Origin of the sequence: Stenotrophomonas sp. RIT-551 (assembly GCF_026241915.1) — a bacterium.
Taxonomy (GTDB): Bacteria; Pseudomonadota; Gammaproteobacteria; order Xanthomonadales; family Xanthomonadaceae; genus Stenotrophomonas; species Stenotrophomonas bentonitica_A.
Genome location: NZ_JAPJIU010000012.1, coordinates 38,625 through 62,040 on the forward strand (window position 1 = coordinate 38,625; position 23,416 = coordinate 62,040).

At 66.5% G+C, this 23,416-nt stretch carries 29 protein-coding genes and 2 tRNA genes; 16 read left to right on the forward strand and 15 right to left on the reverse strand.

Annotated features, from left to right (window positions below; translation table 11 throughout):
* Positions 1-125 precede the first annotated feature (125 nt).
* Positions 126-515 carry a hypothetical protein gene (locus ORK51_RS14010; RefSeq protein WP_266085261.1) on the forward strand — a complete coding sequence of 130 codons (390 nt, stop codon included), beginning with the start codon at positions 126-128 and terminating at the stop codon, positions 513-515.
* Here the strand turns inward: ORK51_RS14010 and ORK51_RS14015 are convergent.
* Entirely contained in the window at positions 505-1,311 is an 807-nt protein-coding gene (locus ORK51_RS14015) for an AraC family transcriptional regulator (RefSeq protein WP_261997084.1), read from the reverse strand. The genes ORK51_RS14010 and ORK51_RS14015 overlap by 11 nt on opposite strands.
* A 92-nt stretch (positions 1,312-1,403) precedes the next feature.
* Here ORK51_RS14015 and ORK51_RS14020 point away from each other — a divergent pair, with 92 nt between their 5' ends.
* The 8 genes from ORK51_RS14020 (at position 1,404) to dxs (ending at position 9,957) form a co-directional block, all read left to right on the forward strand.
* The gene (locus ORK51_RS14020; RefSeq protein ID WP_266085263.1) at positions 1,404-2,585 is read left to right on the forward strand and encodes a YbfB/YjiJ family MFS transporter; all 1,182 of its coding nucleotides are present in this window, start codon (positions 1,404-1,406) and stop codon (positions 2,583-2,585) included.
* 203 nt (positions 2,586-2,788) lie between these two features.
* Positions 2,789-2,864: transfer RNA gene (locus ORK51_RS14025), tRNA-Phe, on the forward strand.
* Between the two features lie 265 nt (positions 2,865-3,129).
* Entirely contained in the window at positions 3,130-3,846 is a 717-nt protein-coding gene (locus ORK51_RS14030) for a hypothetical protein (protein ID WP_266085265.1), read from the forward strand.
* A 123-nt stretch (positions 3,847-3,969) separates the two neighbouring features.
* A complete protein-coding gene (locus ORK51_RS14035) occupies positions 3,970-4,509 on the forward strand; it encodes a lipocalin family protein (RefSeq protein WP_266085267.1) in 540 nt (179 codons plus the stop codon).
* Between the two features lie 174 nt (positions 4,510-4,683).
* The gene (locus ORK51_RS14040) at positions 4,684-5,169 is read left to right on the forward strand and encodes an LEA/WHy family protein (RefSeq protein WP_266085269.1); all 486 of its coding nucleotides are present in this window, start codon (positions 4,684-4,686) and stop codon (positions 5,167-5,169) included.
* A gap of 47 nt (positions 5,170-5,216) precedes the next feature.
* Positions 5,217-7,010, forward strand: coding sequence for an acyl-CoA dehydrogenase C-terminal domain-containing protein (locus tag ORK51_RS14045; RefSeq protein WP_266085271.1), 1,794 nt, complete (start codon positions 5,217-5,219; stop codon positions 7,008-7,010).
* A 260-nt stretch (positions 7,011-7,270) separates the two neighbouring features.
* On the forward strand, positions 7,271-7,930 hold the full coding sequence (locus tag ORK51_RS14050) for an HNH endonuclease (protein WP_019182787.1): 660 nt from the start codon (positions 7,271-7,273) through the stop codon (positions 7,928-7,930).
* 116 nt (positions 7,931-8,046) lie between these two features.
* Positions 8,047-9,957: a 1-deoxy-D-xylulose-5-phosphate synthase gene (gene dxs, locus ORK51_RS14055; RefSeq protein WP_070470885.1), complete on the forward strand. Its 1,911-nt coding sequence runs from the start codon at positions 8,047-8,049 to the stop codon at positions 9,955-9,957.
* Between the two features lie 116 nt (positions 9,958-10,073).
* On the opposite strand, the gene ORK51_RS14060 is transcribed toward dxs, so the two are convergent.
* The 3 genes from ORK51_RS14060 to ORK51_RS14070 all read right to left on the reverse strand — a co-directional run bounded on the left by ORK51_RS14060 (position 10,074) and on the right by ORK51_RS14070 (position 12,161).
* Positions 10,074-10,631, reverse strand: coding sequence for a DUF3011 domain-containing protein (locus tag ORK51_RS14060; RefSeq protein ID WP_046273229.1), 558 nt, complete (start codon positions 10,629-10,631; stop codon positions 10,074-10,076).
* A gap of 167 nt (positions 10,632-10,798) precedes the next feature.
* Entirely contained in the window at positions 10,799-11,002 is a 204-nt protein-coding gene (locus tag ORK51_RS14065) for a hypothetical protein (RefSeq protein WP_019182784.1), read from the reverse strand.
* A gap of 118 nt (positions 11,003-11,120) precedes the next feature.
* A complete protein-coding gene (locus ORK51_RS14070; RefSeq protein ID WP_323054097.1) occupies positions 11,121-12,161 on the reverse strand; it encodes a linear amide C-N hydrolase in 1,041 nt (346 codons plus the stop codon).
* Positions 12,162-12,443: 282 nt separating this feature from the next.
* Between ORK51_RS14070 and ORK51_RS14075 the strand changes: the two genes are divergently transcribed.
* Positions 12,444-12,710, forward strand: coding sequence for a peptidase (locus ORK51_RS14075; protein WP_174704337.1), 267 nt, complete (start codon positions 12,444-12,446; stop codon positions 12,708-12,710).
* Between the two features lie 12 nt (positions 12,711-12,722).
* Here the strand turns inward: ORK51_RS14075 and ORK51_RS14080 are convergent, their stop codons facing one another.
* The 3 genes from ORK51_RS14080 to ORK51_RS14090 form a co-directional block, all read right to left on the reverse strand.
* Positions 12,723-12,971, reverse strand: a complete 249-nt coding sequence (locus ORK51_RS14080) for a hypothetical protein (protein ID WP_070425569.1) — start codon at positions 12,969-12,971, stop codon at positions 12,723-12,725.
* Between the two features lie 69 nt (positions 12,972-13,040).
* The gene (locus tag ORK51_RS14085) at positions 13,041-14,405 is read right to left on the reverse strand and encodes a sensor histidine kinase (RefSeq protein ID WP_052727520.1); all 1,365 of its coding nucleotides are present in this window, start codon (positions 14,403-14,405) and stop codon (positions 13,041-13,043) included.
* Complete coding sequence (locus ORK51_RS14090; protein WP_019182779.1) at positions 14,402-15,076, reverse strand: response regulator transcription factor; 675 nt, start codon at positions 15,074-15,076, stop codon at positions 14,402-14,404. Before ORK51_RS14090 ends, ORK51_RS14085 begins: the two co-directional genes overlap by 4 nt.
* Before the next feature lie 115 nt (positions 15,077-15,191).
* On the opposite strand from ORK51_RS14090, the gene ORK51_RS14095 reads away from it, so the two are divergent.
* From ORK51_RS14095 to ORK51_RS14110, 4 genes are all read left to right on the forward strand, one after another.
* Positions 15,192-15,980, forward strand: coding sequence for a MipA/OmpV family protein (locus tag ORK51_RS14095; RefSeq protein WP_070470889.1), 789 nt, complete (start codon positions 15,192-15,194; stop codon positions 15,978-15,980).
* 2 nt (positions 15,981-15,982) lie between these two features.
* The gene (locus ORK51_RS14100) at positions 15,983-16,195 is read left to right on the forward strand and encodes a hypothetical protein (protein ID WP_046273230.1); all 213 of its coding nucleotides are present in this window, start codon (positions 15,983-15,985) and stop codon (positions 16,193-16,195) included.
* 38 nt (positions 16,196-16,233) lie between these two features.
* A complete protein-coding gene (locus tag ORK51_RS14105; protein ID WP_266085282.1) occupies positions 16,234-16,650 on the forward strand; it encodes a hypothetical protein in 417 nt (138 codons plus the stop codon).
* Between the two features lie 135 nt (positions 16,651-16,785).
* The gene (locus ORK51_RS14110; RefSeq protein ID WP_266085284.1) at positions 16,786-17,556 is read left to right on the forward strand and encodes a transporter; all 771 of its coding nucleotides are present in this window, start codon (positions 16,786-16,788) and stop codon (positions 17,554-17,556) included.
* Between the two features lie 92 nt (positions 17,557-17,648).
* Here the strand turns inward: ORK51_RS14110 and ORK51_RS14115 are convergent, their stop codons facing one another.
* The 4 genes from ORK51_RS14115 to ORK51_RS14130 form a co-directional block, all read right to left on the reverse strand.
* Positions 17,649-17,822, reverse strand: coding sequence for a DUF1328 family protein (locus ORK51_RS14115; protein WP_070425574.1), 174 nt, complete (start codon positions 17,820-17,822; stop codon positions 17,649-17,651).
* A 96-nt stretch (positions 17,823-17,918) separates the two neighbouring features.
* On the reverse strand, positions 17,919-18,374 hold the full coding sequence (locus ORK51_RS14120) for a GNAT family N-acetyltransferase (protein ID WP_019182773.1): 456 nt from the start codon (positions 18,372-18,374) through the stop codon (positions 17,919-17,921).
* A 302-nt stretch (positions 18,375-18,676) separates the two neighbouring features.
* Entirely contained in the window at positions 18,677-19,522 is an 846-nt protein-coding gene (panB, locus tag ORK51_RS14125; protein ID WP_266085287.1) for a 3-methyl-2-oxobutanoate hydroxymethyltransferase, read from the reverse strand.
* A gap of 32 nt (positions 19,523-19,554) precedes the next feature.
* Complete coding sequence (locus tag ORK51_RS14130) at positions 19,555-20,172, reverse strand: LysE family translocator (protein ID WP_266085289.1); 618 nt, start codon at positions 20,170-20,172, stop codon at positions 19,555-19,557.
* A 120-nt stretch (positions 20,173-20,292) separates the two neighbouring features.
* Between ORK51_RS14130 and ORK51_RS14135 the strand changes: the two genes are divergently transcribed.
* Positions 20,293-20,754, forward strand: a complete 462-nt coding sequence (locus ORK51_RS14135) for an Lrp/AsnC family transcriptional regulator (protein WP_070470897.1) — start codon at positions 20,293-20,295, stop codon at positions 20,752-20,754.
* Between the two features lie 34 nt (positions 20,755-20,788).
* Here ORK51_RS14135 and ORK51_RS14140 read toward each other — a convergent pair whose 3' ends face one another.
* Complete coding sequence (locus ORK51_RS14140) at positions 20,789-21,808, reverse strand: alpha/beta hydrolase (protein WP_323054096.1); 1,020 nt, start codon at positions 21,806-21,808, stop codon at positions 20,789-20,791.
* 60 nt (positions 21,809-21,868) lie between these two features.
* On the opposite strand from ORK51_RS14140, the gene ORK51_RS14145 reads away from it, so the two are divergent.
* Positions 21,869-22,537, forward strand: coding sequence for an ArsR/SmtB family transcription factor (locus tag ORK51_RS14145; RefSeq protein ID WP_266085292.1), 669 nt, complete (start codon positions 21,869-21,871; stop codon positions 22,535-22,537).
* Between the two features lie 86 nt (positions 22,538-22,623).
* Here ORK51_RS14145 and ORK51_RS14150 read toward each other — a convergent pair.
* The 3 genes from ORK51_RS14150 to ORK51_RS14160 all read right to left on the reverse strand — a co-directional run bounded on the left by ORK51_RS14150 (position 22,624) and on the right by ORK51_RS14160 (position 23,404).
* Positions 22,624-22,700 (reverse strand) — tRNA-Pro (locus tag ORK51_RS14150).
* A 67-nt stretch (positions 22,701-22,767) separates the two neighbouring features.
* Positions 22,768-23,124: a MerR family transcriptional regulator gene (locus ORK51_RS14155; RefSeq protein ID WP_019182707.1), complete on the reverse strand. Its 357-nt coding sequence runs from the start codon at positions 23,122-23,124 to the stop codon at positions 22,768-22,770.
* Complete coding sequence (locus ORK51_RS14160; RefSeq protein ID WP_005410432.1) at positions 23,105-23,404, reverse strand: integration host factor subunit alpha; 300 nt, start codon at positions 23,402-23,404, stop codon at positions 23,105-23,107. The genes ORK51_RS14155 and ORK51_RS14160 overlap by 20 nt, the downstream gene beginning before the upstream one ends.
* Positions 23,405-23,416 lie beyond the last annotated feature (12 nt).

Genomic DNA, 23,416 nt, shown 5'->3' on the forward strand with positions numbered 1-23,416 from the left:
GATGCGGCTGTGCAATCACCTTGTGCGACAGGGACCGACCATCCCGATGGCGTCACAGCATTCCATCCGTACGCTGCACCGCGCATGCGTTGCCCGCGCCGCCGGCCAGGGCGCATGATCGCGTCATGAACGTTCCCGCTTCCCGCCGACGCCGCTACCTGCTGCCGGGGTTGATGTCCGCCACCACCGTGTTCGGCCTGGCATGCTGGGCAATCCTGGAGACCGAGCCCGGTTGCCTGGCCGCGCAAGGCCACTGGTCGTCCGGTGCAGGCAAGTGCCACACGCGCCTGTGCCTGCTGCAGGGCGACTGCGGCGAGATGGCTTCACCCATCGTGGCATGCAACAAGGTGCAGGTCGGCGACAGCCGTGGCCGCGTGTACTTCCACCTGGGCAATCCCCTGCCCGGTGCAGGGGCCGACGCGGACTGGCCCGCAGGCAAAGCCGACAACGGCATGATCCGCGCACGCTTCGAGGATGACCGCCTGGTCAGCCTGGCCTGCCCGGTCACGCCGTAGGGCGTGCGCGCTTCCATTGCAGCGGGCTCATGCCCATCTCGATCCGGAACATGTAGTTGAACGCCGACGCCGAGGCATAGCCCAGCTCGTGCGCGATTACCGTGGGCGAACGCCCCTGCGCCAGCCACTCGATGGCGCGCAGCAGGCGCAGCCGCAACCGCCACTCACGCAGGCGCATGCCGGTCTCGCGTTCAAAGTGGCGCGCCAGGGTACGCGGCGATGCACCCAGCAAGGGCGCCCAGTCCTCCACGCTGCGGGTGTCGGCAGGTTGCTCGTACAGCGCCTGGCACCAGCGCTGCAGGCGCGCATCCTGCGGCCAGGGCAGGTGCCGGGTGTGCTGCCGCTGGCGCGGCAACTGCGCAGTGATCAGGGTACACAACGTGGCGTAGTAGGTGCGGTCGTGATCGGGCACGGTGCGATCGAGTTCAATGATCAGTTCGCGCAGCAGCGGTGACACATCGAGTACCGCGCAATGCGTGGGCATACCCAGTTCCGGCCCATCGGCCACGTAAAGATTGCGGAACGCCGAGGTGTTCAACGCGCCCGTGTGATGGAGCGTGCCGGTCGGCACCCACAGCGCCTGCTGCGGGGTGATCACGTGACGTGCCTGCCCGGCGCTGGCCTGCAGCACACCCGTGCTGGCATGGACCAGCTGGTTCCAGCCGTGCACGTGCGGCGGGAAGCGCTCGCCGGCCTCCAGTCGCTGGCTGCGCGCCACCACCGGCCAGGGCAGACGCCGCAGCGGCGGCACCGCGACTTCGCGCCAACCCGCCGCAGTGGGTTCAGCCATGGCCATGTGACGTCTCATCGACAGGATGGGTCATTCTATCGAAAGACGCGATCACCTCCGTCCACGACGATGGGCCCTCCCCGCTGCCCTCCCTACCCATGTCCCTCACGATCCCGCCTCCTCGCCACGCCTGGCAGGTCATCACGGCCGGCATCTGCGCGCTGGTACTCACGGTTGGCCTGGCGCGCTTTGCCTACACCCCGCTGCTGCCGGTGATGCGGCTCGACGCCGGGCTCACGGCCGCCGGCGGCGGCTGGCTGGCAACGTTCAACTATCTGGGCTACCTGGCCGGCACCGTGCTGGTCGCCCGGGTCGGCGACATGCAGCTGAAATTCCGCTTCTACCGCATCGGACTGGTCCTGGCAGTGGTATCCACCGGCCTGATGGGCACCACCACGGACATGGCCATCTGGGGCGTGCTGCGCTTCGTGGCCGGCCTGTCCAGCACCGCCGGCCTGCTGCTCGCCTCCGGGCTGGTGCTCAACTGGCTGCTCGCCCATCAGCGCCGCCCACAGCTCGGCCTGCACTTCGCCGGCCTCGGGGTGGGGATCGCGGTCTCGGGCCTGGCGGCTGCGGCGATGGCCGATCAACTGGCGTCCTCCCGGCAGTGGATCGCCCTGGGCACCCTCGCGGTGGTGTTCCTGATCCCGGCCTGGGCATGGATGCCGCCGCCGGCAGCGATCTCCAGCGCGACGGGTGCCAACGCTCCCCCGCCACCCGGGCGGCGCTGGCGCTGGCTGCTGATCGCCTCGTACTTCTGCGCGGGGGTCGGCTTCGTGGTCAGCGCGACCTTCATCGTCGCCATCCTGGTGCAGACCCCTGCCTTCGCCGGCCGCGGCAGTTGGGTGTGGGTGCTGGTCGGCCTCACCGCCATCCCCTCGACGTTTGCCTGGGACCGGCTGTCTAACCGGCTCGGCCTGATCCGCGCATTGATGCTCGCGTATGCGTTGCAGGCCACGTCCTTCGTATTGCCCTTGCTGGATGGCGGGCTGTGGGCCGGCGCGGCCAGCGCGGTGCTGTTCGGCCTGACCTTCGCCGGCATCGTCAGCCTGACCCTGACCGTGGTCGGTCGCCACTACCCGCACAATCCTGCCAAGGCGATGGCGACGTTGACGCTGAGTTACGGCGTCGCCCAGATCATCGCCCCCGCGATCGCCGGCACGCTGGCGCGCGACAGCGGCAGCTACCAGGGCGCATTGGTGCTGGCGGCGATCATGATGGTGATCGGCATCGTGCTCTTGTGGTGCATGCCCAACAACGCACGATCCGCCCCGGGCTGATCAACTGCACCGGCGCAACGCATCCGCCTGAACCGGCGTTCATGCGCTTCGGTGATGTGCTCGAGCCCGCTGGATCAAGCACTTGGATGTGGGCGGACAAGGGTTTGGAAACAAATGTGAAATTTTTTTCGCGAAACGCTTGCCGAACCCCTCATACCTCCGTATTATTCGCGTCCTCGCCAGCGGCAACGCAGCGATGAAGTGGCCGGGTAGCTCAGTTGGTAGAGCAGGGGATTGAAAATCCCCGTGTCGGCGGTTCGATTCCGTCCCCGGCCACCACAATTTCAGATGACCTGCAGAAATGCAGGTCATTTTTTTGTCTGGCGTTCGCTCAGGCCACATCGCGCATCGTTCAAGGAAGGCGCGTCTGCACATGGTTCGTGCGCATTGCAGAGCGGGCAAAGCGACCAGGGATGATGTCCTGCGTGACGCAATGGCATGCCTTGCCGTTCTTCGCCACGCGCTGGCATGCTCACCTGGCGGACAGGGTCGTCTGCGGCCACGCTTGTTCGCACCTCATGGCCGCGCACACAGGGAGAAGTGAATGTCGAACGGCATCGACGTGCTGCAGGCGCAGGTCGCGCAGCTGAAACGCAGTCAACGAAGACTCACGCTGGGCTACGCGGGATTCGGCGTCCTGGCCGTGGCGGCATTGATGATGGGGGCGACGTCGCAGCGCAGCGCCAGCTTCGACGTCATCGATGCCCAGCGCATCAACATCAAGGAACCTGATGGGACGTTGCGACTGGCGATCTCCAATCGCACGCTCTTTCCCGGGGTGCTCATCCACAACAAAGAGCAACCGCATCCGCGCCCGATGGCAGGCATGCTGTTCTTCAACGATGAAGGCACGGAAAACGGCGGGCTGATCTACAACGGCTCGCTCGACAAGAACGGCAAGCCCTCCAGCGGCATGAGCCTGACCTTTGATCGCTATCAGCAGGACCAGCAGATGCAGTTGCTGGGCGTGGACGAAGCAGGGACACACTCGGCAGGGCTGACCTTCAATGACGTTGCCGACGGCCTGGACCGTCCGTTCTTCTCCAAGCGGGACGAAGCACTTCATCGGAATGGCGTTCCTGCGATCACCGAGCGCGTGTTCCTTGGCAAATCTGATGCGCGCGATGCCATGCTGACCCTGCGCGATGGTCAAGGAAAGCCGCGGCTCGAGCTGGTGGTCACGCCCGCGGGAGACGCCAAGGTGCGCTTCCTGGACGAGAACGGCAACGCCACGCGGGAACTCTCCGCTGACACTCGGTAGCGCGGGTGCCGCACGCTGCCAAGCGCACGCCAGCGACGTGGTGCGGCCACTGCATGACGGAATATTCACAATTTCCGTCCTGCCTGTGCCTAAGCTCGCTGCGTCTTGTGTGGAGTGTCGACAATGCGCAGCCGCTATCTGATCAGTGCCCTGCTCGCCCTCGCCGCCACCGGGTCGGCCTGGGCGGCCGCGCCGGTGACCTCGGTAGAGGCGCTGGACATGGACCGCTACGCCGGCCAGTGGCATGAGATCGCGCACCTGCCGGTATCGTTCCAGAAGAAGTGCGTCGGCGACATCACCGCCACCTACAGCCTGCGCGCGGATGGCCGGATCAGCGTGCACAACGCATGCCGCCAAGCCGATGGCGATCGCGTCGCCGCCGATGGCGTGGCACGGCCCGTCGAGGGTCAGCCTGGCAGGCTGCAGGTGCGCTTCGTGCCGGACTGGCTCTCCTGGGTCCCGCTGGTCTGGGCCGACTACTGGGTGATCGCCCTGGATCCGGGCTACCAGTGGGCGGTGGTCGGCGAGCCAGACCGCAGATACCTGTGGATCCTCTCGCGTTCGCCGAGCATGGACACCGCCCTGTTCGAGCAGCTCAAGGCGCGTGCCGAGGCGATGGGCTATGACCTGGCCCCGTTGCGGGTGATGGCGCCGCTGGACTGACCTGGCGCGCCGGCCACGCGCCGCGCCGCCGCCCGGCCGTGCTCCCCCAGACTAAAAGCACGTGGCCCGGTCATCCCGGTGCCCTACCCTTGCCCCCTGCTGCCCCGGAGCAGCACGGACACCATACGCCGTAGTATGCTCATACCCATGCAGTATCCGCCCGAGGATTGCGCCATGTCCCACCGCTTCCGTTCCGCCCTGCCCATCGGCCTGATCGCCGTCGCCTGCCTGGCCCTTGCCGCCTGCAACAAGACGGTCAAACGCGTCTCCGAGCCGGCCGCCAGCGTGCAGGAACTGACGGTGCGTGCCGATGGCAGCTGGACGGTCGCGCTGCGCCTGCAGAACTTCAGCTCCATGCCCATGACCTTCGACAACGTGTCCCTGCAGCTCAAGGTGAGCGATCAGGACGCCGGTGCGCTGCAGCTGCAGCCCGCGCTGTCGATTGGTGGCGTGTCGGCCGATGTGGTCAACGTCGACCTCAAGCCGAGCTCGGGCGCGCGCCTGGTGATGGGCGACGCGCTGGCCGGCAACCGTACCCTGGCCTATTCGCTGAAGGGCTCGGTAAGCGCGACCCCGCAGGAAAAGAAGCAACGCACCTTCGAGATTGACAGCCGCAGCACGCTCAACCAGGCCCCTGGCCTGCCCGGCGTCCTGCGCTGACCGGCGGGCTGTCCGCCACCCTTCGCCACTGATCGAGACCGTCCCCGATGAGCAGCTACACCGCCCCGCTTTCCGATATCCGTTTCGCCCTGCATGACGTGCTCAAGGTCGAGCCGCTGTTCGCGCGCCTCGGCCTGGCCGATGCCACCGCCGATGTGGTGGATGCCGTACTGGAAGAAGCCGGCCGTTTCAGTGCCAGCGTGCTGGCGCCGTTGAACAGCGTGGGCGATGAGATCGGCTGTGCACTGGACCAGAGCACCGGCGAGGTCACCACCCCGCCTGGCTTCAAGCAGGCGTACACGCAGTTTGTCGAGGGCGGCTGGACCGGCCTGACCGCTGCGCCGGAGCTGGGTGGCCAGGGTCTGCCGCACACGCTGGGCGTGCCGCTCAACGAAATGATCAATGCCGCCAACCTGGCGTGGGGCAACTTCCCGCTGCTCTCCCACGGCGCCATCGAGGCGCTCAAGCAGCACGGTGAAGCGTGGCAGCAGGAGGCCTTCCTCAAGCCGCTGATCGAAGGCCGCTGGACCGGCACCATGTGCCTGACCGAACCGCATTGCGGCACCGACCTGGGCCTGCTCAAGACCAAGGCCGAACCCAACGCGGACGGCAGCTACGCCATCACCGGCACCAAGATCTTCATCACCGCCGGCGAGCACGACCTGACCGACAACATCGTGCACCTGGTGCTGGCCAAGCTGCCGGATGCACCAGCCGGCGCCAAGGGCATCTCGCTGTTCGTCACCCCGAAGTTCAAGGTGGACCGCGAGGGCAAGATGGGCGAGCGCAATGCGCTGCGCTGCGGCTCGATCGAGCACAAGATGGGCATCAAGGGTTCGGTCACCTGCGTGATGAATTTCGACGGCGCCGAAGGGTATCTGGTGGGCCAGCCGCACAAGGGCCTGCAGGCGATGTTCACCATGATGAACACCGCACGCCTGGGCGTCGGCCTGCAGGGCATCGGCCTGTCCGAACGCGCCTACCAGAACGCCCTGAAGTACGCCCGCGAGCGCCTGCAGTCGCGTTCGCTGAGCGGCCCGAAAAATCCGGAAAAGCCGGCCGACCCGATCCTGGTCCACCCGGATGTGCGGCGCATGCTGCTGACCATCAAATCCCTGGTGGAAGGCAGCCGCCTGTTGGCCCTGCACGCGGCCACCCTGATCGACGTCGCCCACCATGCGCAGGATGCCGGCGAACGCGAACGCGCCGACACCCTGGTGAGCTTCCTCACCCCGATCTCCAAGGCCTGCCAGACCGAATGGGGCATCGAGAACACCTACAACGCGCTGCAGTGCTTCGGTGGCCACGGCTACATCCGCGAGCACGGCATGGAGCAGCTGGCACGCGATGCCCGCATCACCACGCTGTATGAAGGCACCACCGGCATCCAGGCACTGGACCTGATCGGTCGCAAGACCGCCTCCAGCCAGGGCGCCGGCTTGAAACTGATGCTGGCCGAGATCGAGGCCTTCGCCAAGGCCAATGAAGGCAACCCGGCGCTGGCCGAGTTCATCACCCCGCTGCGCGCCAAGGCGGACGAATGGGGCAAGCTGACCCTGGCGACGCTGCAGCGCGCGGCCACCAACCCGGACGAACTGGGCGCGGCCAGCTTCGATTACCTGTTCTATTCGGGCTATGTGGTGCTGGCCTACTGGTGGGCACGCAGCGTCGCTGCCGCCGATGCCTCCGCGCAGAGCGCTGCGTTCAAGCAGGCCAAGCGCGAGACCGCCCGCTTCTACTTCGCCCGCGTGCTGCCGCGCACGCTCAGCCACGCCGCCGCGATCCAGGCCGGCGCCGAACCGCTGATGGCGATGACCGACGCGCATTTCGGCGAAGGTTGATCGGTCGCCGGACCACCGACGCCTGATCGTCAGTAGGTGCCGACCGCCAGTCGGACCACCGATACCTGATCGTCGGTAGGTGCCGACCGTTGGTCGGCACCCCGATACACGTTCTGGAGAAAAGCCCCCTTGATGTTCAAGGGGGCGCGCCAACGGCGCGGGGATAAGGTGGAATGCCCGGGGCCGAATCGTTACCGAATGGGTAGGCGCCTGCCGCCTATACCCATTTGGTAACGATTCGGGTATAAGCTGTTTTCCCGATGGAGACAGACACTACACGCTTGGGTCTGATCGATACCGGAGCCTCGTCCGCCCCGGTCGCCGAGGTATCGCCGATCGTTACGCTGCATCGGCCCGGCTCGGTACGGTTATTGGCCCTGGACGCCCACGGGCGCGTGCTCGACTGGATCAATTGGCAGGACGCGTCCTGCCTCTACGCACGCGGTGCGGTCGCCTGGACCCTCGGTGACCCCTGCCTGCACATCCGTGGCGGCATCTGCCGCACCACCGGCCTGCAGAGCGGCCTGGACCTGCACCCGATCATCGCCGCCCGCGGGCATGCCCGTTCCCGTGCGATCGACCCCACCCCGAATCTCTCCAATCCGGCCCTGTTCGCGCGCGATGCGCATCTGTGCCTGTACTGCGGGCAACAGTTCAACCGCCCGCAACTGACCCGCGACCACGTCATGCCGATCTCCAAGGGCGGCCTGGACGTGTGGGAGAACGTGGTCAGTGCGTGCTTCCACTGCAACTCGCGCAAGAGCAACCGGACCCCGCAGCAGGCCGGCATGCCGCTGCTGGCCGTGCCTTACCGGCCGAGCTGGATCGAACACATGATCCTCTCCAACCGCAACATCCTGGCCGACCAGATGGCGTTCCTGAAGGCGCAGCTGCCCAAGCGCTCCAAGCTCTGCGCCTGAGTGCACTGCGACGTTCTGTCGCAGCTGCCGTCACCGTTTACTCACTGAAAAGGCGGTCTGCTTGCCCCACCCCCATTTGGGGGGGAAAATAGGCGCTCAGAAGAAGCGCGATAAACATGATCGACTCCGCCCGCTATCCCCGCCTTGCGCGCATCCAGTCACCGGATGACCTGCGCAGGTTCGATGAATCCGAACTGCCCGCGATCGCGGATGAGCTGCGTGCCTACCTGATTGAGTCGGTAGGCAAGAGCGGCGGCCATTTCGGCGCCGGCCTGGGCGTGATCGAACTGACCGTCGCCCTGCACTACCTCTATCAGACGCCCGTGGATCAGCTGGTCTGGGACGTGGGCCATCAGACCTACCCGCACAAGATCCTGACCGGCCGCCGCGACGAAATCCACACGGTCAAGCAGAAGGACGGCGTCGCGCCGTTCCCCAAGCGCGAGGAAAGCGAGTACGACACCTTCGGCGTCGGCCATTCCTCGACCTCGATCTCCGCAGCGCTGGGCATGGCGATCGCACGCCAGGCCGAAGGCGATGACCGCAAGGTCGTGGCCGTGATCGGCGATGGCGCGATGACCGCCGGCATGGCTTACGAGGCGCTCAACCACGCCGGCGGCATGGAGCAGGAACCGAACCTGCTGGTGATCCTCAACGACAACAACATGTCGATCTCCGAGGCCGTCGGCGGGCTGACCAAGATGCTCGGCCGGGCCACCGGCAGCCGCACGCTCAACGCGCTGCGCGAAGGCGGCAAGAAGATCCTCGGCGACAAGAAGCACAACCCGACCGCGCGCTTCGTCAAGCGCTGGGAAGAACACTGGAAGGGCATGTTCGTGCCGTCCACGTTCTTCGAGGAAATGGGCTTCCATTACACCGGGCCGATCGACGGCCACGACGTGCCGGCGCTGGTCGCCACGCTGAAAACGCTCAAGAGCCTGAAAGGCCTGAAGCTGCTGCACGTGATGACCACCAAGGGCAAGGGTTACGAGCGCGCCGAAGGTGACCAGATCGGTTACCACGCGGTTGGCCCGTTCGATCCGGACAAGGGCCTGGTCGCCAAGGGCGGGGCCAAGAAGCCCACCTATACCGACGTCTTCAGCGACTGGCTGTGCGATGCCGCCGCAGCCGAACCGAAGCTGATGGGCATCACCCCGGCGATGCGCGAGGGCTCTGGCCTGGTGCGTTTCAGCAAGGAATACCCGGACCGCTACTTCGATGTGGCCATCGCCGAACAGCACGCCGTGACCCTGGCGGCGGGCATGGCCACCCAGGGCGCCAAGCCGGTGGTGGCGATCTACTCGACCTTCCTGCAGCGCGCCTACGACCAGCTGGTCCACGACGTGGCCGTGCAGGAGCTGGATGTGCTGTTCGCGATCGACCGCGCCGGTGTGGTCGGCCCGGATGGCGCGACCCATGCCGGCAACCTGGACCTGAGCTTCCTGCGCTGCGTTCCGCACATGGTGGTCATGGCCCCCTCCGATGAGGCTGAGTGCCGCCAGATGCTGACCACCGGCCTGCGTCATGCCGGCCCGGCAGCGGTGCGCTACCCGCGCGGCAGCGGCACCGGCGTTGCCGCCGGCACCGACCTGTCCACGCTGGAAATCGGCAAGGCCGAGTTGCGCCTGCCGGGCAGCCGCATCGCCCTGCTCGCCTTCGGCAGCACCGTGACCGCCGCCGAACAGGTGGGCCGCGAGCTGGGCCTGACCGTGGTCAACATGCGCTTCATCAAACCGCTGGACCGTGCCCTGCTGCTGGACCTTGCGCAGCGCCACGAAGGCTTCGTCACCATCGAAGACAACGTGGTCGCCGGCGGTGCCGGCTCCGGCGTGGCCGAGCTGCTCAACGCCGAGAACGTGCTCAAGCCGTTCCTGCACCTGGGCCTGCCGGACAGCTTCCAGCACCATGCCAGCCGCGAAGACCTGCTGGCCGAAGCCGGCATCGATGCCGGCGGGATCCGCCAGGCCGTGCTCAAGCGCTGGCCGATGCTGGTCAACAGCGGCCAGGCGCTCAGCGCAGCGGGCTGACGCACTGTCGGCCACCGTCGGGTGGGCTCGCCGCAGAAACACCGAGGCCGCGTCTGATCGACGCGGCCTCGTTCGTTTCAGCCTGCATCACGCACCCTGGCGCTGTGCAGCGGCCCTCAGTAAATCTGGAACTGCGCCCGGCAGCCGCCGTCCACCCAGACCCCGGTACGGTCCCAGCCCCAGGTGCGGCCTTCGATGCAGGCGTTGCGCGAGGTCTGGCGGATCAGCCGCGCCTCGCGGCGCACATTGGCCACGCAGCGCTGACGGCGATGGTCATTGGAATCGCAGGTCAGGATCTGGCCCCGGCCACTGTTGCCGCCGCCGTTGTGCCCCCAGCCACCGCCGCCATTCCAGCGGCCGCCGCGGCCACCTTCGGCGATGAACTCGGCCCGGCAACCCTGCGTCACCCATACGCCGTTGCGGGCCTGGCCCCAGGTCTGCCCTTCCACGCAGGGCGAGCCGGAGATCTGCCGCACCAGACGGGCACGGCCCGGCAAAGCGCATTGCTGCGTGCGGTTCTTGATCGACTCGCAACGCACCGGGCCGCCGCTGTAACCGTCGTCGTAGTAGCGGTCGTAGTTCTGCGCCTGGGCGGCACCGGCCAGCGCCATCAGGGCCGGCACCACGGCCCAGCGCAATCGTCTGGCTGCCTGGGAAGGGCGGTTGTTGGACATGGGGGACCTCGATGCTGTGTGGGGAGGCGCACAGGATCGGTGATCGTCCGGCCGGGCGACATAGGCCAGAAGTCGCTGATTTCATGCCCTATTTAGGTACCCGACGCGAGGCTGACTGGGCCGACCGAAGCCGGTCACATCCGCTCTGGTGGCTGCTTTACGGCCGCTCAGCCGTAGCGCACGGCGTCCACGTAGGTTTCCAGCACCTGCACCCGGACGGCGCTGCTGTTGCCGGTTTCGGCAAAATGCTCGCGCGCCAGGGCATCGGCGAAGTCAAAGGCGGTGGCACCGTTGCGGAATGCGATCGGTGCGGATTTGGCCGGATGCACGACGTGCCAGCGGCGTTCGATATGTTGCAGTTTGATCACCATGCGGATCGTTCCTTTGCGGCATGCCTGGGCGAGAAGCTCACGACGGGAGGGATCCATCCCTCAGCAGGAACGATAGAGCAGGCCGCAGCCTACGGGTATCGGATTAGTCTGATTTTGCTCAACTATCGGTACCAAGGAACCGGAAAGGTTCGGCCGGCTGGAATCGGGGCAGCGCGTCGCCGGCGAACACATTGCGCTGGTCCGGCCCCAGGTCTAGTTTCAGCACCGGCGCACCGCGCGAGAAATCGGCCTTGTTGAGATCCACCCAGAAGGTATTGGGGGTCATCGCCGATTCGAAGAAATACAGCTTGCGCTTGTGATCGGCGACAGTTCGCCAGCGGGTGGAAGAAATGTTCGGCTCCCCCGGCGTGGTGATTCCATAGGGCACTGACACATTGCGGATCACACTGAACACGCTCGCCAGCGCCACCACCGGATCTTCGCTTTTCGGAATGGCGTTGATGTAGAACTTCGCGCGTGCGAACCGATCGGCCGAGCGGTTGGTGCCGGGCAGCATCACGGTGCCACCAATCTCCTGCCAATACGCGTTCAGCGCCAACTGCTGGTCGAACACGGGCGAGTTGGTCATCACCTGGTAAGCGCGATCGTGATGGATCACCTGCCTGCCGTTGATGTATTCGACGATGGCGCTGTCGCCGCTGGCGTCGGACAAGGACAGGTGCAGCGTGGCCAGTCGCGATTCGCCCGGCACCTTGTCGGTCACGATGGAAAACGGCTCGCGTTCCAGCGCGGCGACGGCCTCGGCAACGCTGGCGAAATTGTCGAGCGCGTACTGCGCCCACAACGAAATCGCCAACCCGGGCTTGCTGCCACGCTGCTGTGGGTACTCCGATTCGGCCAACCACAGCAGATTGGCTGACAGTCCCGCTTCGTTGAGGCCGTCGGTGGTGGAGATGTCGTAGCCGGTGGCGACGACGCTGCCGTAGCGCGACGTCCAGCGGATCGAGCGCGGCCCGGCCTGGCCATCGCGGCTGATGCCTTTGGGCAACACCCATAGATTGGTGGCGACATCGCTTTTCCAATCCATCGAGCGGGCGGTGATCACGTCCTGGTTGTCGCCCAGGTACACCACGCGCGTGCAGGCATCGGCCTGGGCGCAGACACAGGTGAGTGCCGCAGCAAGCGCAATGTGACGCATCGAAAACAGCAGTTTCATGGGGTGCCTCCTGGCCGTGGCGCTGACAAGCTGGCGTCGAACCTGATACAGGCGATACCCACGCAGACTCGTCGCAAGCATCCTGCTTCAACGCATCATCGCTTCCACGGCGCTGGTCATGCACTACAACGCAGCATCGGCGGAACCGTTCCTCGTCATATCAGCCCACGCCAAGTGATGGAGGAGTGAACCCGGCATCCTGCACGTGGCATCGACGGACCCAGCGCGAGACTGCCTGCGACCTCAAGCGCCCATGGAGGGTCCATGTCCATTCGAGCCGCCCTGCTTCCCCTGCTCGCCGCCCTCACCGCCTGCGCCCATCCTGCACCGCCACCCTCACCCACTGCGGGCGTACCGGGCGCAGACCGCGATGCGCACGGGTGCATCGGCTCGGCAGGCTACCGCTGGTGCGAACGCACACAGCAGTGTGAGCGTCCCTGGGAGCTGGCGAAGGCCAAGGGGCTGGAGAATACCGCCGAGGTCATCACCGCCTACTGCGCTGAGCCGCCGGCCGGGCCGGCGAAACGCTGATCCCACACGGGATCAGCCGTCCTTGTTCTTGCCGCCGAAATCGAGCGGCTTGTTGTCGCCGCCGCCTCCGTCATTGAACCGGATGTTCAACTCATTGCAGCGGCTTTCACGGCGGGCGACCTGCGCCGGCAGGTCCTTCACCTGCGGCGAATCCTCGCACTGCGGGCGCGAGGCGACATCGTCATAGGTGGCGCACCCGGACAGGCCAGACAGGGCCAGGCCGGACGTCACCATCACACCGAACAGCGAATGTACGCGCATCGAACCGGCACCTGAAAGGGGGACCTGTCCGTTGTCCCACGACGCCTCTGCCCGATCACCTGCCATTGGTCATGCCGGGGTCGCTGCCAGCACCGGCCGCGGATCCACCGGCAGCACCACCAGGAACCGCGCGCCACCACCGGGGGCGCTGTCCACGGCGATGGTGCCGGCATGCCGCAGCACGATCTCACGCGCGAGATGCAGGCCCAGCCCACTGCCGCTGCCGCTGGGCCGCAACCGATGGAACGGCTCGAACACGGACAGCCGCTCGGCCTCGGGCACACCAGGCCCTTCATCGCTGACCGACAGGCTGCCGTCATCGTGCAGCGCCACCGCGATCATGCCGCGGCCACCGCCGTGGGCGATGGCGTTCTGCAGGAGGCTGGCGATGACACGGTGCAGTGCATGTGGATCGCCGCGGACCCAGATCGGCTGGTCGGGGGCGTCCACCGAGAATCCGTAACCGGCATCCACGACCAGCGGCGCCACGTCGGCGGCTACCTCACGGGTCAGTGCGGAGAGGTCGATGCGCTGCGACTGGCTGCCGTGGCGGTCCAGCCGCTGCAGATCCAGCAGCTGCTCGGCGATGTTGCTCAGGCGGCTCAGGTCCAGCTGCAGGCGCGAGCGTGCCTCGCCGGGCGGCAGATCGGCCAGCCGCGTGGCCAGGATCGCGATCGGCATGCGCAGCTCATGCGCAGCGCCGGCGAGGAAGCGGTCCTGGGCGTCGTAGCTTTCACCGATGCGGCGCACCGCCGCGTTGAACGCATCCACCAGCGGGTAGATCTCCAGCGGTACCGCACGCGTATCCAGGCCGCTGCCACGCTCGTTGACCTGGATCGCGGCCGCCTGCGCTGCCACGCGGTTGACCCCGCGCAGCGCGCGGTGGATCACCCACGGCGCCACCACCAGCGTGATCACCAGCACCGGCAATGCGATCCAGCCCCCCAGATAGCGGAAGATCAACAGCAGCTGCCGCACGATGCTGCGTTCGGGAATGCCGCCCACCGCCACGTGCAATCGCCCTTCGGGCCGATCCACGACGACCACGCGCACGGCAAGCGCATCGGCATTGATGCGGGTGCGGATATCGGTCTGCTCGATGTGATCCAGCCGCGCGACCAACGGACGGTACTGCACGGGCACCTCGCCATGCACCAGCCGCCGGCCGCGTTCGTCGGCGGCGGCGAACCAGAACGTGGCCGGCGGGCGCGGCACGGCCAGGGCGACCTTGGGTGGATCCGCCTCCAGCCCCTGGGCGCCAACGGAGATCGCCGATGCGATCTGGTCACTGGTCTTCCAGTCGATGTAGGCCGAGCGACGGTCACCGTAGGTCAGCACCATCGCACTCAACGCCAGCGCGATGGTCGCCGCCTGGATCAGGCACACCTTCCAGACCAGGTTGAAGGCCAGGGAATCGGGTTTGAGCAGTCTCACGGCGTGTCCTTGAGCAGGTATCCGATGCCGCGCATGACATGGATCTCCACGCCGGCATCGGCTTCCAGCAGCGCCTTGCGCAGCTTGGAGACATGCGCATCCAGCGCATTGGACTGGATGGCATCGTCAAAACCGTACACGGCCTCCAGCAACGAAGCGCGGCCCACCGTGCGCCCCTGGCGCAGCGCCAGCGCTTCGAGCACCAGCAGCTGCCGCCGCGGCAATGCCAGCAGCACATCGCAAACGCGTGCCTCGCGCGCCACGAAATCGAACTGCAGCCGGCCCAGTGACAACACCGGCAGGGTGATCTGCGAGGGGCGCCGGGAGATCGCGCGGATCCGTGCGAGCAGTTCTTCCACGGCGAAGGGCTTGGTCAGGTAATCATCGGCGCCGACATCCAGCCCGGTGACCCGGTCGGCCACGGAAGCGCGAGCGGTCAGCATGATCACCGGCAGGTTCGGCACCCGCTCACGGGCGACCTGGACGAAACTGGCGCCATCGCCATCGGGGAGCTGGCGGTCCAGCAGGAGGATCTGGTGTACGCCGGCCTTGAGCGCTTCATCGGCCTGGGCCATCGAGCCGACCACGTCGACCACCATGCCATGGCGCGCCAGGCTGACCTGGATCGCGCTGGCCATTTCCGGATCATCTTCCAGGAGAAGAAGGCGCATGGGAGCGGTGCCTGCGGGGTACGAAGGAGGCGATGGTACCGCGCACGCCGACGTAACGTTCCGACAATGTAGGGCGCCCACCATGAGGCTCCGGTTGTTCCCCTTCGGCAGGTCCATGCACGTCCGTTTCCGCTTTTCGCGTCCTTCTTCCGCTCTGCTTGGCCTGGCCCTGGGCACTGCGTTGACCGCCACCGGCGCCCAGGCCGCCGATGCCCCCGAAGCGGGCAGGAAAGGAAGCGTCGGCATCGCCGTTGTCGCCCTCAAGGCCCCGTACGCCGGCTATGACACCGACCGTCTGGCCGCCCCGATCATCAGCTGGGAAGGCCGTTCGTTCTTCTTCCGCGGTGGCAGCGTGGGCTATCGCCTCCACCAGACCGCGCAGTCCGAACTGGCACTCACCGCCTCGCCGTACGTGATGCGATTCAAACGCCGCGACAGTCATGACCCGCAACTGCGCCAGCTGGACAACCGCAGCCTGTCCGGGATGCTGGGCGTGTCCTGGCGCCACCAGGCCGACTGGGGCGTGCTGCAGGCCAACGCGCAGGCCGAAGTGACCGGGCACGGGGGCGGCTTCTCGGCCGATGCCCGATACGCCTACCCGGTTCCCGCCGGCCGCGTGACCTTCATGCCTGCGGTGGGGGTGACCTACACCAGCGCCGATCTCAACGACTACTACTTCGGCGTGAGCCAACGCGAAGCGGCCCGCAGTGGCCTGGCGCATTACTCGGCCGGCAGCGGCGTGTCGCCGTACATGGACATCGCCGCGGTGATGCCGCTGGGACCGCGCTGGACCGCGACCGCATCGATCCGTCGCACGTCGCTGGCCGATGCCGTGCGCGACAGCCCGATGACCCGTGGCGATCACATGGACACCGCCGCCCTCTCCCTCAGTTACGGATTCTGATCATGCGTCAGGGAATCGTACGTCGTGTCGCGGATCTGGCCTTGCAGATCGAACCGGACCGCGCCGCCGTTCTTGAATGGATTCTGCATTCCCCCCTGCCCGCGCTCGACGGGCAGACCACGTTCGAACTGGCCTGCCAAGGCCAGGGCGAACGCGTCGTCGCGCTGCTGGACACCCTGCTGCGGCAGGGCGGTCCGGCGCTGCCACGCGGCTGAACCCACGTTTTTCCCCCACCGGTGTCCTGGAGGCGCGAATGCACAACGCAACCGATACCCTGCTGCTGCGAGCAGCCAATGACGACCTGGCCGCGCATGCGATCGTGGCCAATCTCCACCGCGCGATCCAGCAGCGCATGGACCGTGACAGCCAGGGCCATGGCCGGTTCTCGCGTGCCTACATCGCCGAGCTGTTCGATATCGGGCGCACCATCAGTGCGCAGTGCCGGCCGCACCACGTCGACAGCGACTGGATCACCGCACGGCGTGCGTGGCTCGATGCGGTCCTGCGCGAACATCCGCTGGACCGTGGTGATGCGCAGCTGACCGCCGCGCGGCATGCCGCCGATGGCTTCCTGCTCCGCGCCTGCGTGCTCGGCTGTGACGCCACGCCGGACGCGGCGACCGAGCGCGTGCGTGATGCCCTCATCGCCATGACCCGGCCGGCGCGCTGAGCGACATCGCACACCGCCCTGCGGGCGCGTGTTGCCGACACCTGCACATGACCGCCGAAATCACCGTGCTACATTCCGGCCAAGGGGCAGGCTGACTGCGCCTGATGCCGGTATCGGCCGGCCTGGAGCGTGCGCATGCGGTGTTCGGCCCTGCTGGTTTCCCTGCTGTTCTCCGGTGCCGTGCACGCGCAGCAGGACGCGCCGCCGGACCTGGCCTTCGATCGCCCCGGCATCGGCTTTGCCGCCTCGACGCTGCCCCGCGGTGGCGTGGCGCTCGAGGCGGGGCTGCCCGGTTTCAGCCGCGACCGCGACGACGCTGGCGTCCTGAGCACGCAGTACAGTGCCGACATCAACCTCCGTATCGGATTGGCCAGCCATGTGGAACTGCAGGCCTTCACCTCGCCCTGGAACCATCTGCGCGTGGCACCGCGCAATGCCCCCGCCGAGCGCAGCAGCGGTGCCGGTGATGTGGGCGTCGGCCTGAAGTTCGCCCTGCCCCTGCCCTCGGACACGCACGCCGTGGCGCTGTTGGCCAGCACCACCTTCGCCACCGGCTCGCGCGACTTCAGCGAAGGCGCCACGCAGTACGCGCTGGGTGCGAGCTACGAGTACGCGTTCAACGATCACTGGACCGGCGCGCTGTACGCCAATGTCACCCGCGGTGGCAGCGAGGACAGCGTGACCTGGGCACCCAGCCTGAGCTTTGCCGCCACCGATACCATCAGCACCTATCTGGAGGCCGGCTTCACCGATAGCGACGGTGAGCCTTCGACCGGAATAGCGGGGGCAGGCATCACCTGGATGGTCACCCCGACAGTCCAGCTGGATGCCTCGTTCGACGTGGGCCTGGATGAGGACAGTCCGGACACGCAGGCCGGGCTGGGGGTCTCGGTGTATTTCCAGTGAGCTGCGTGTGCTGGAACGAAAGCCACCAATGAAAAGGCCTGCGCGAAACCGCGCAGGCCTTGGTTCCTGACCGTTGGCGCAGGCGCGCCGGGTCAGGTGACCTTCTTGGCGACGGTCATGCCCAGTACGAACAGCACGACGGCGATGATGATGCCCGCCCAGAAGAGGAACTTGGCAATGCCGATGGCGGCGCCACCGATGCCCGCAAAACCGAGGGCGCCGGCGATCAGGCCGATGACAGCAAAAATGATGGCCCACTTGATCATGATGATCCTTTCCCCGAATCGGGTTGAATGACAGGACTCCACGGTAGCCACTGGGCTGTCTCACCTTCGTGAACGCGCCGGCTGAACGGTGTGAAGTCAGGGGCGGGCCATGAGCTGCATGTTCATCGGCTGATACCGCAGGCCGGAGGATTCGGCCGCCTCGCCTGCGCACGCAAAGCCATAGCGCTCATACGCCGGCACCGACGACAGCGAAGCGCTGACACTCAGCACGTCCACGCGTGCGTGATCGATCATGGCGGCCATCAGCGCCTTGCCGATGCCCTGCTGCTGAGCGGCAGGGTCCACGAACAACATCGCCACGTGGCGGCCCTCCTTGAGCTCGGCCACACCGACGATACGGTCCTGCTGTTCGAACACCAGCATGAGGTTGTCGTGCGACATCCGCGTACGGAATCCTTCCACCGAAGCGATGCGGGAAAACGTCTCGATACCAACTGGGGTCAGTGAATCGGCCACCGATCCCATGAAGGCCGCCATGCAGATGCGGCTGGCCTGTTCCAGATCCGCCGCTACCAAGGTGCGCACCGCCATCTTTTTCTCTTTCCTCGTCCATGGGGTTGAGCAGTCACTCTACCCCGATGGCCCCTACCCGCCCATCCTTCGTCGCATGCGCGGGGCAGGCGAGGAATCCTCATCCGGCACATCGGGCAGGGGCGAGCGCTCGGCGGTACTGCTGCCCCGGCCCAATCGCCAGCCCCGAACACCCGCGTGCGCATGCTTGGCCCCTGCGCATCGCCGTGCGCGCCACGATCAGCTCCAGATGATCCAGCACCGGATGCTGGTCGGCGGCATTGGGCGCGGTGGGCACGCGCCTCAGGCGATACGGCGGTCGATCAGAACGTGTGTTCCGGGCCGGGGAAGGTGCCTGCCCCCACCTCTGCCGCGAACTCACGCGCCGCCTTCTGCAGCAGCCCGTGCATGTCCGCGTACTGCTTCACGAAGCGCGGCAGCTTGCCGGTGCGCAGCCCGGCCATGTCCTGCCAGACCAGCACCTGTGCATCGCACTCGCTGCCCGCCCCGATGCCGACGGTGGGGATCTTCAGAGCCGCGGTGATCTGGGCGGCAACCGCGCCGGGCACCATCTCCATCAGCACGGTGAACGCACCTGCCGCCTCCAGCGCACGCGCCTCCTCGATCAGGCGCGCGCCATCGTCGCCCCGCCCCTGCACGCGGAAGCCACCCAGCTGATGCTCCGACTGCGGCGTGAAGCCAATGTGCGCCAGTACCGGAATGCCACAGCTGACCAGTTTGCGCACCTGGGGCACCATCTCGATGCCGCCCTCCAGCTTGACCGCATGCGCCCCGCCTTCCTTCATGAAACGCACGGCGGTATGGAAGCACTGCTCCGGCGAGGCCTGGTAGGAACCGAATGGCAGATCGGCGATCACCAGCGGCCGGCGCGTGCAGCGGCTCACCGCACGCACCAGCGGCATCAGCTCATCGACCGTGACCGGCAGCAGCGAGTCGTTGCCGAACACGTTGTTGGACGCCGAATCGCCGATCAGCAGCACCGGAATGCCGGCGTCTTCGAAGATCGCCGCGGTATACATGTCGTAGGCGGTGAGCATCGCCCACTTCTCGCCGCGCTCCTTCATCTGCTGCAGATGCGGGATACGCACGCGCGGGGCCGGGACCGGTGCACTGCCCGGGGTCGCGTAGGGATGGAGCTGTTCGGTCATGCGAAGGATCCTGGTGGGGGAACAACGTGGGGTCAGAGTGTGCCGGTTCCGCTCAGCAAGAGCACCGCGATCAGGATCATCGCGGCGCCCGAGATGCGGCCGACCACGCGTGATGCACGCGGGCGGGTGCGCAGCACGGCACCGGCGCCATACCCGACGGCCAGATAGACCGCCGCGCAGCTGACCAGATGCACCATGCCCAGCGCGAGGATCTGCACAGGCATCGCCCATGCCGCGCTGGCGGAAATGAACTGGGGCAGCAGCGCCAGGAACAGCAACAGCACCTTGGGATTGAGCCCGCTCACGCAGGCGCCCTTGACCGCCCAGTGGCGCCAGCCCGCCACGGCCTGCCCCGCTTCGGCGGCGGCGACCGGCGGATGGCGCAGCAGCCCGATGCCCAGCCACAGCAGATACAGCGCGCCCAGGACGGTCAGTACGTGCAGCGCGACCGGTGCCTGGGCGAACAGCGCGCCGACGCCCGCAGCGACCAGCGCGATCGCCAGCAGGTGCCCGGACAACAACCCGGCCACCGCCGGCACTACCGCGCGCCCGCGCAGGCCGGCAGCGATCGCGTGCGCCCAATCCGCACCGGGGGTGAGCACGAAGAGGATCGAGACCGCCCAGAAGGCGGCAATGACGCTGGGTTGCATGGGGGTCCAAAGGGCGGTCTTGCCGCGATCCGTGTGCCAGACAGAAGAATATTCCTGCTCCTTTGGAATGTGCTTCCAAATACTTGCCCGGCACGGCTACTCAGTAGGAAACTCTTGCGCATGGACATCACCGACCAGCGGATTCTTGCCGAGCTGCAGAAAGACGGCCGCCTCACCGTGACCGAACTGGCCGAGCGCATCGGCCTGAGCGTCTCGCCCTGCCACCGTCGCGTGCGGGCGCTGGAACAGTCCGGCGCGATCCGGGGCTACCGCGCCGAGCTCGATCCCGCCGCGCTGGGCCTGAAGTTTTCGGCGCTGGTGTTCATCACCCTGCGCGACGGCGACCGCCACGCCGTGGACGCTTTCGAGCAGGCCGTCGCCGAGGTGCCCCAGGTCCTGCAGGCGCAGCGCCTGTTCGGCGATCCGGACTACCTGCTGCACGTCATCACCCGCGACCTGGCCGCGTTCCGGCAGTTGTACGACGAACACCTTTCCGCCCTGCCCGGCGTGCAGCGGCTGACCTCGACCCTGGTGATGAAGGATGTGGTGATCGACCGGCCGTTGCCGTTGCACGGGCGTTGAGGCACCCGCACTGAAGCGTCCCCCGCGCGGTGGCTCAGCGCTCGCCGAGGAAGCTTCTGACCTCGGTCCACAACGCGACACGGCGCGGCTGCAGGTGCAGCCAATGGTTGCCCCCGGAAATCTTGACGTCGCGTTTGTCGCTGGCACCGCGCAGTGCATCGAAGAGACGTCGCGCGTCCTCATCGGTGGTGACGTGATCCCATTCGCCGCGCACGATCAGCACGGGAATCTGGATCAGCGCACTGTCAATAAGGGACTGTCCGCCCCAGGACGCGGCGACATCGGCTGAAGGGCCATTCGGAATGCGTACCGACGGGGGTGTTCGTTGTGATGCCGTCGCGTCGCTGGCCAGGTAAGCCGCACACCATCGTTCCAGTTCGGCCTCATCAACCGGCGTGGGCAGATCCTCAGGCATGCCGGTACGTTGGCGGGGCCGCTGCGCTGCTTCGTCAATCAATGCCCAGGTCTCGGTGGGACTCCCCATCGGAGTGCCATCGCGGGGCACGAGCGGGCCGAACAGCACCAGCCGCGACACCCTGTCGGGGTACTGGATCACCGCGCGCTGCGCGGGCAAGGTGCCCCAGGAGTGTGCGATCAGATGGATGCGGGCCTCTGGCCTGACCCTGCGGATGTACTGCAGCGCCACACCGATCTGTTCGGCAGCCGCGTCGTATCGACCGAAGGGTGAGCCAGCGTTCGTCTCCGCGGAAAATGCCCTTGGCCGCTGCGCGTCGCCGTAGCCGGCGAAATCCAGTGCCCAGGCATCAAATCCGGCCTGCTGCAGATCATCCATCCAGGACACACCCTGCATCCTCCACCCCACCGCCAACGCACTGGGAAACGTGGCGCCGTGCACGTACAGGACCACATCACCGTCCGCGGGCTGGCGATGGAGGGCAAGCTTGAGCGATTCGCCAGCATGCTGCCATGGCAACGTGTATGACTGGGTAGGAGGCAACCGGGATGGACCTCGCCCGCCAACGGGAAACACACTCGCACCCAAGGCGAGTCCAGGAAGTTTCAGCATCGCTCTGCGCTTCATGGGATCAGTCATGTGAAGATGCGCGCAGTATCCTGCGCGCCCCGCCCTCAACGCTTCGGCGAGTATCGAACCATGACCACCCTGCCCCCTATCGCCCGGATTGCGAGCCTGATCGGTGATCCGGCACGTGCGCGGATGCTCTCGGCCCTGATGGATGGCCGCAGCAGAACCGCTGGCGAACTGGCACGGGAAGCGACGATCGCACCACAAACGGCCAGCAGTCATCTCGCAAAACTGGTCGAAGGCGACTTGCTTGTCATCGAGAAGCAGGGGCGACATCGGTATCACCGATTGGCCAGCGCCGAGGTGGCGCATGCGCTGGAAGCGATGCTCGTCGTGTCGGCTGCGACCCAGCCCCGTCATCGGCTGGGGCCTGCGGACACCGGGCTTCGGCGCGCGCGTGTCTGCTACGACCACATGGCCGGTGAGATCGCCGTACAACTGACCGAGCACTGGCTTCAGCGGGGCTGGTTCGTCATCAACGGCGACACGTGGCAGCTGACCGCATCGGGCCGCGAGGGCCTTCAGGCGATGGGGGTTGTCCTTCCCGCCGGGCAACGAAGGCCAACGTTACGCGGCTGCATGGACTGGAGCGAACGCCGTTGTCACATGGCAGGCCAACTCGGCATGGCCCTGCTGCAGGTAATGCTGGCGCAGGATCTCGTCAGGCAGCGACCAGGATCGCGGGTGTTGAATGTCACCGCTCACGGCGAGCGTGAGTTGGCCCGCTGGCTCAGGTAACGCGTGAAACGCCGAAGGTACAGAGCAGCGAAAAAGAAAAAAGGCCTGCGCATCGCTGCACAAGCCTTTGATCGAATCACCAACATTGGTCGGGACGGCCGGATTTGAACCGACGACCCTCTGCCCCCCAGGCAGATGCGCTACCAGGCTGCGCTACGCCCCGATGATGCTGGCAATGTCCCCGCCTCTCAGCGGGCCGACGAGTATAACGGGTTTGCGTGAAAAATGGTTCAGCGGCGCAGCAATTGAAGCACTTCTTCCAGTTCCATCCGCGTCTGCTTGATGATCTGGTTGCTCAGCGCCGATTCCTCGCGCGCATCGGCGCCTTCCAGGCGCAGGCGCGCGCCGCCGATGGTGTAGCCCTGCTCGTAGAGCAGGCCGCGGATCTGGCGGACCATCAGCACGTCGTGGCGCTGGTAGTAGCGGCGATTGCCCCGGCGCTTGGCCGGCTCCAGGCTGGGGAACTCGGTTTCCCAGTAGCGCAGCACGTGCGGCTTGACGTCGCACAGTTCGCTGACCTCACCGATGGTGAAGTAGCGCTTGGCCGGTATCGGCGGAAGTTCTCGGTTACTGCCCGGATCCAGCATATGCCTCTACCCTTTCCTTGAGCTTCTGGCCCGGACGGAAGGTGACCACCGTACGAGCGGAAATCGGAATTTCCTCACCGGTCTTGGGGTTGCGACCCGGGCGCTGGTTCTTGCGCCGCAGGTCGAAATTCCCGAAGCCGGACAGCTTCACCTGACGTCCCTGTTCCAATGCTTCACGCAGCACATCGAAGAACGCGTCGACAAATTCCTTGGCTTCGCGCTTGTTCAGACCGACTTCGTCGAACAGCTTCTCGGCCATCTCCGCCTTGGTCAATGCCATTGCCTGCTATCC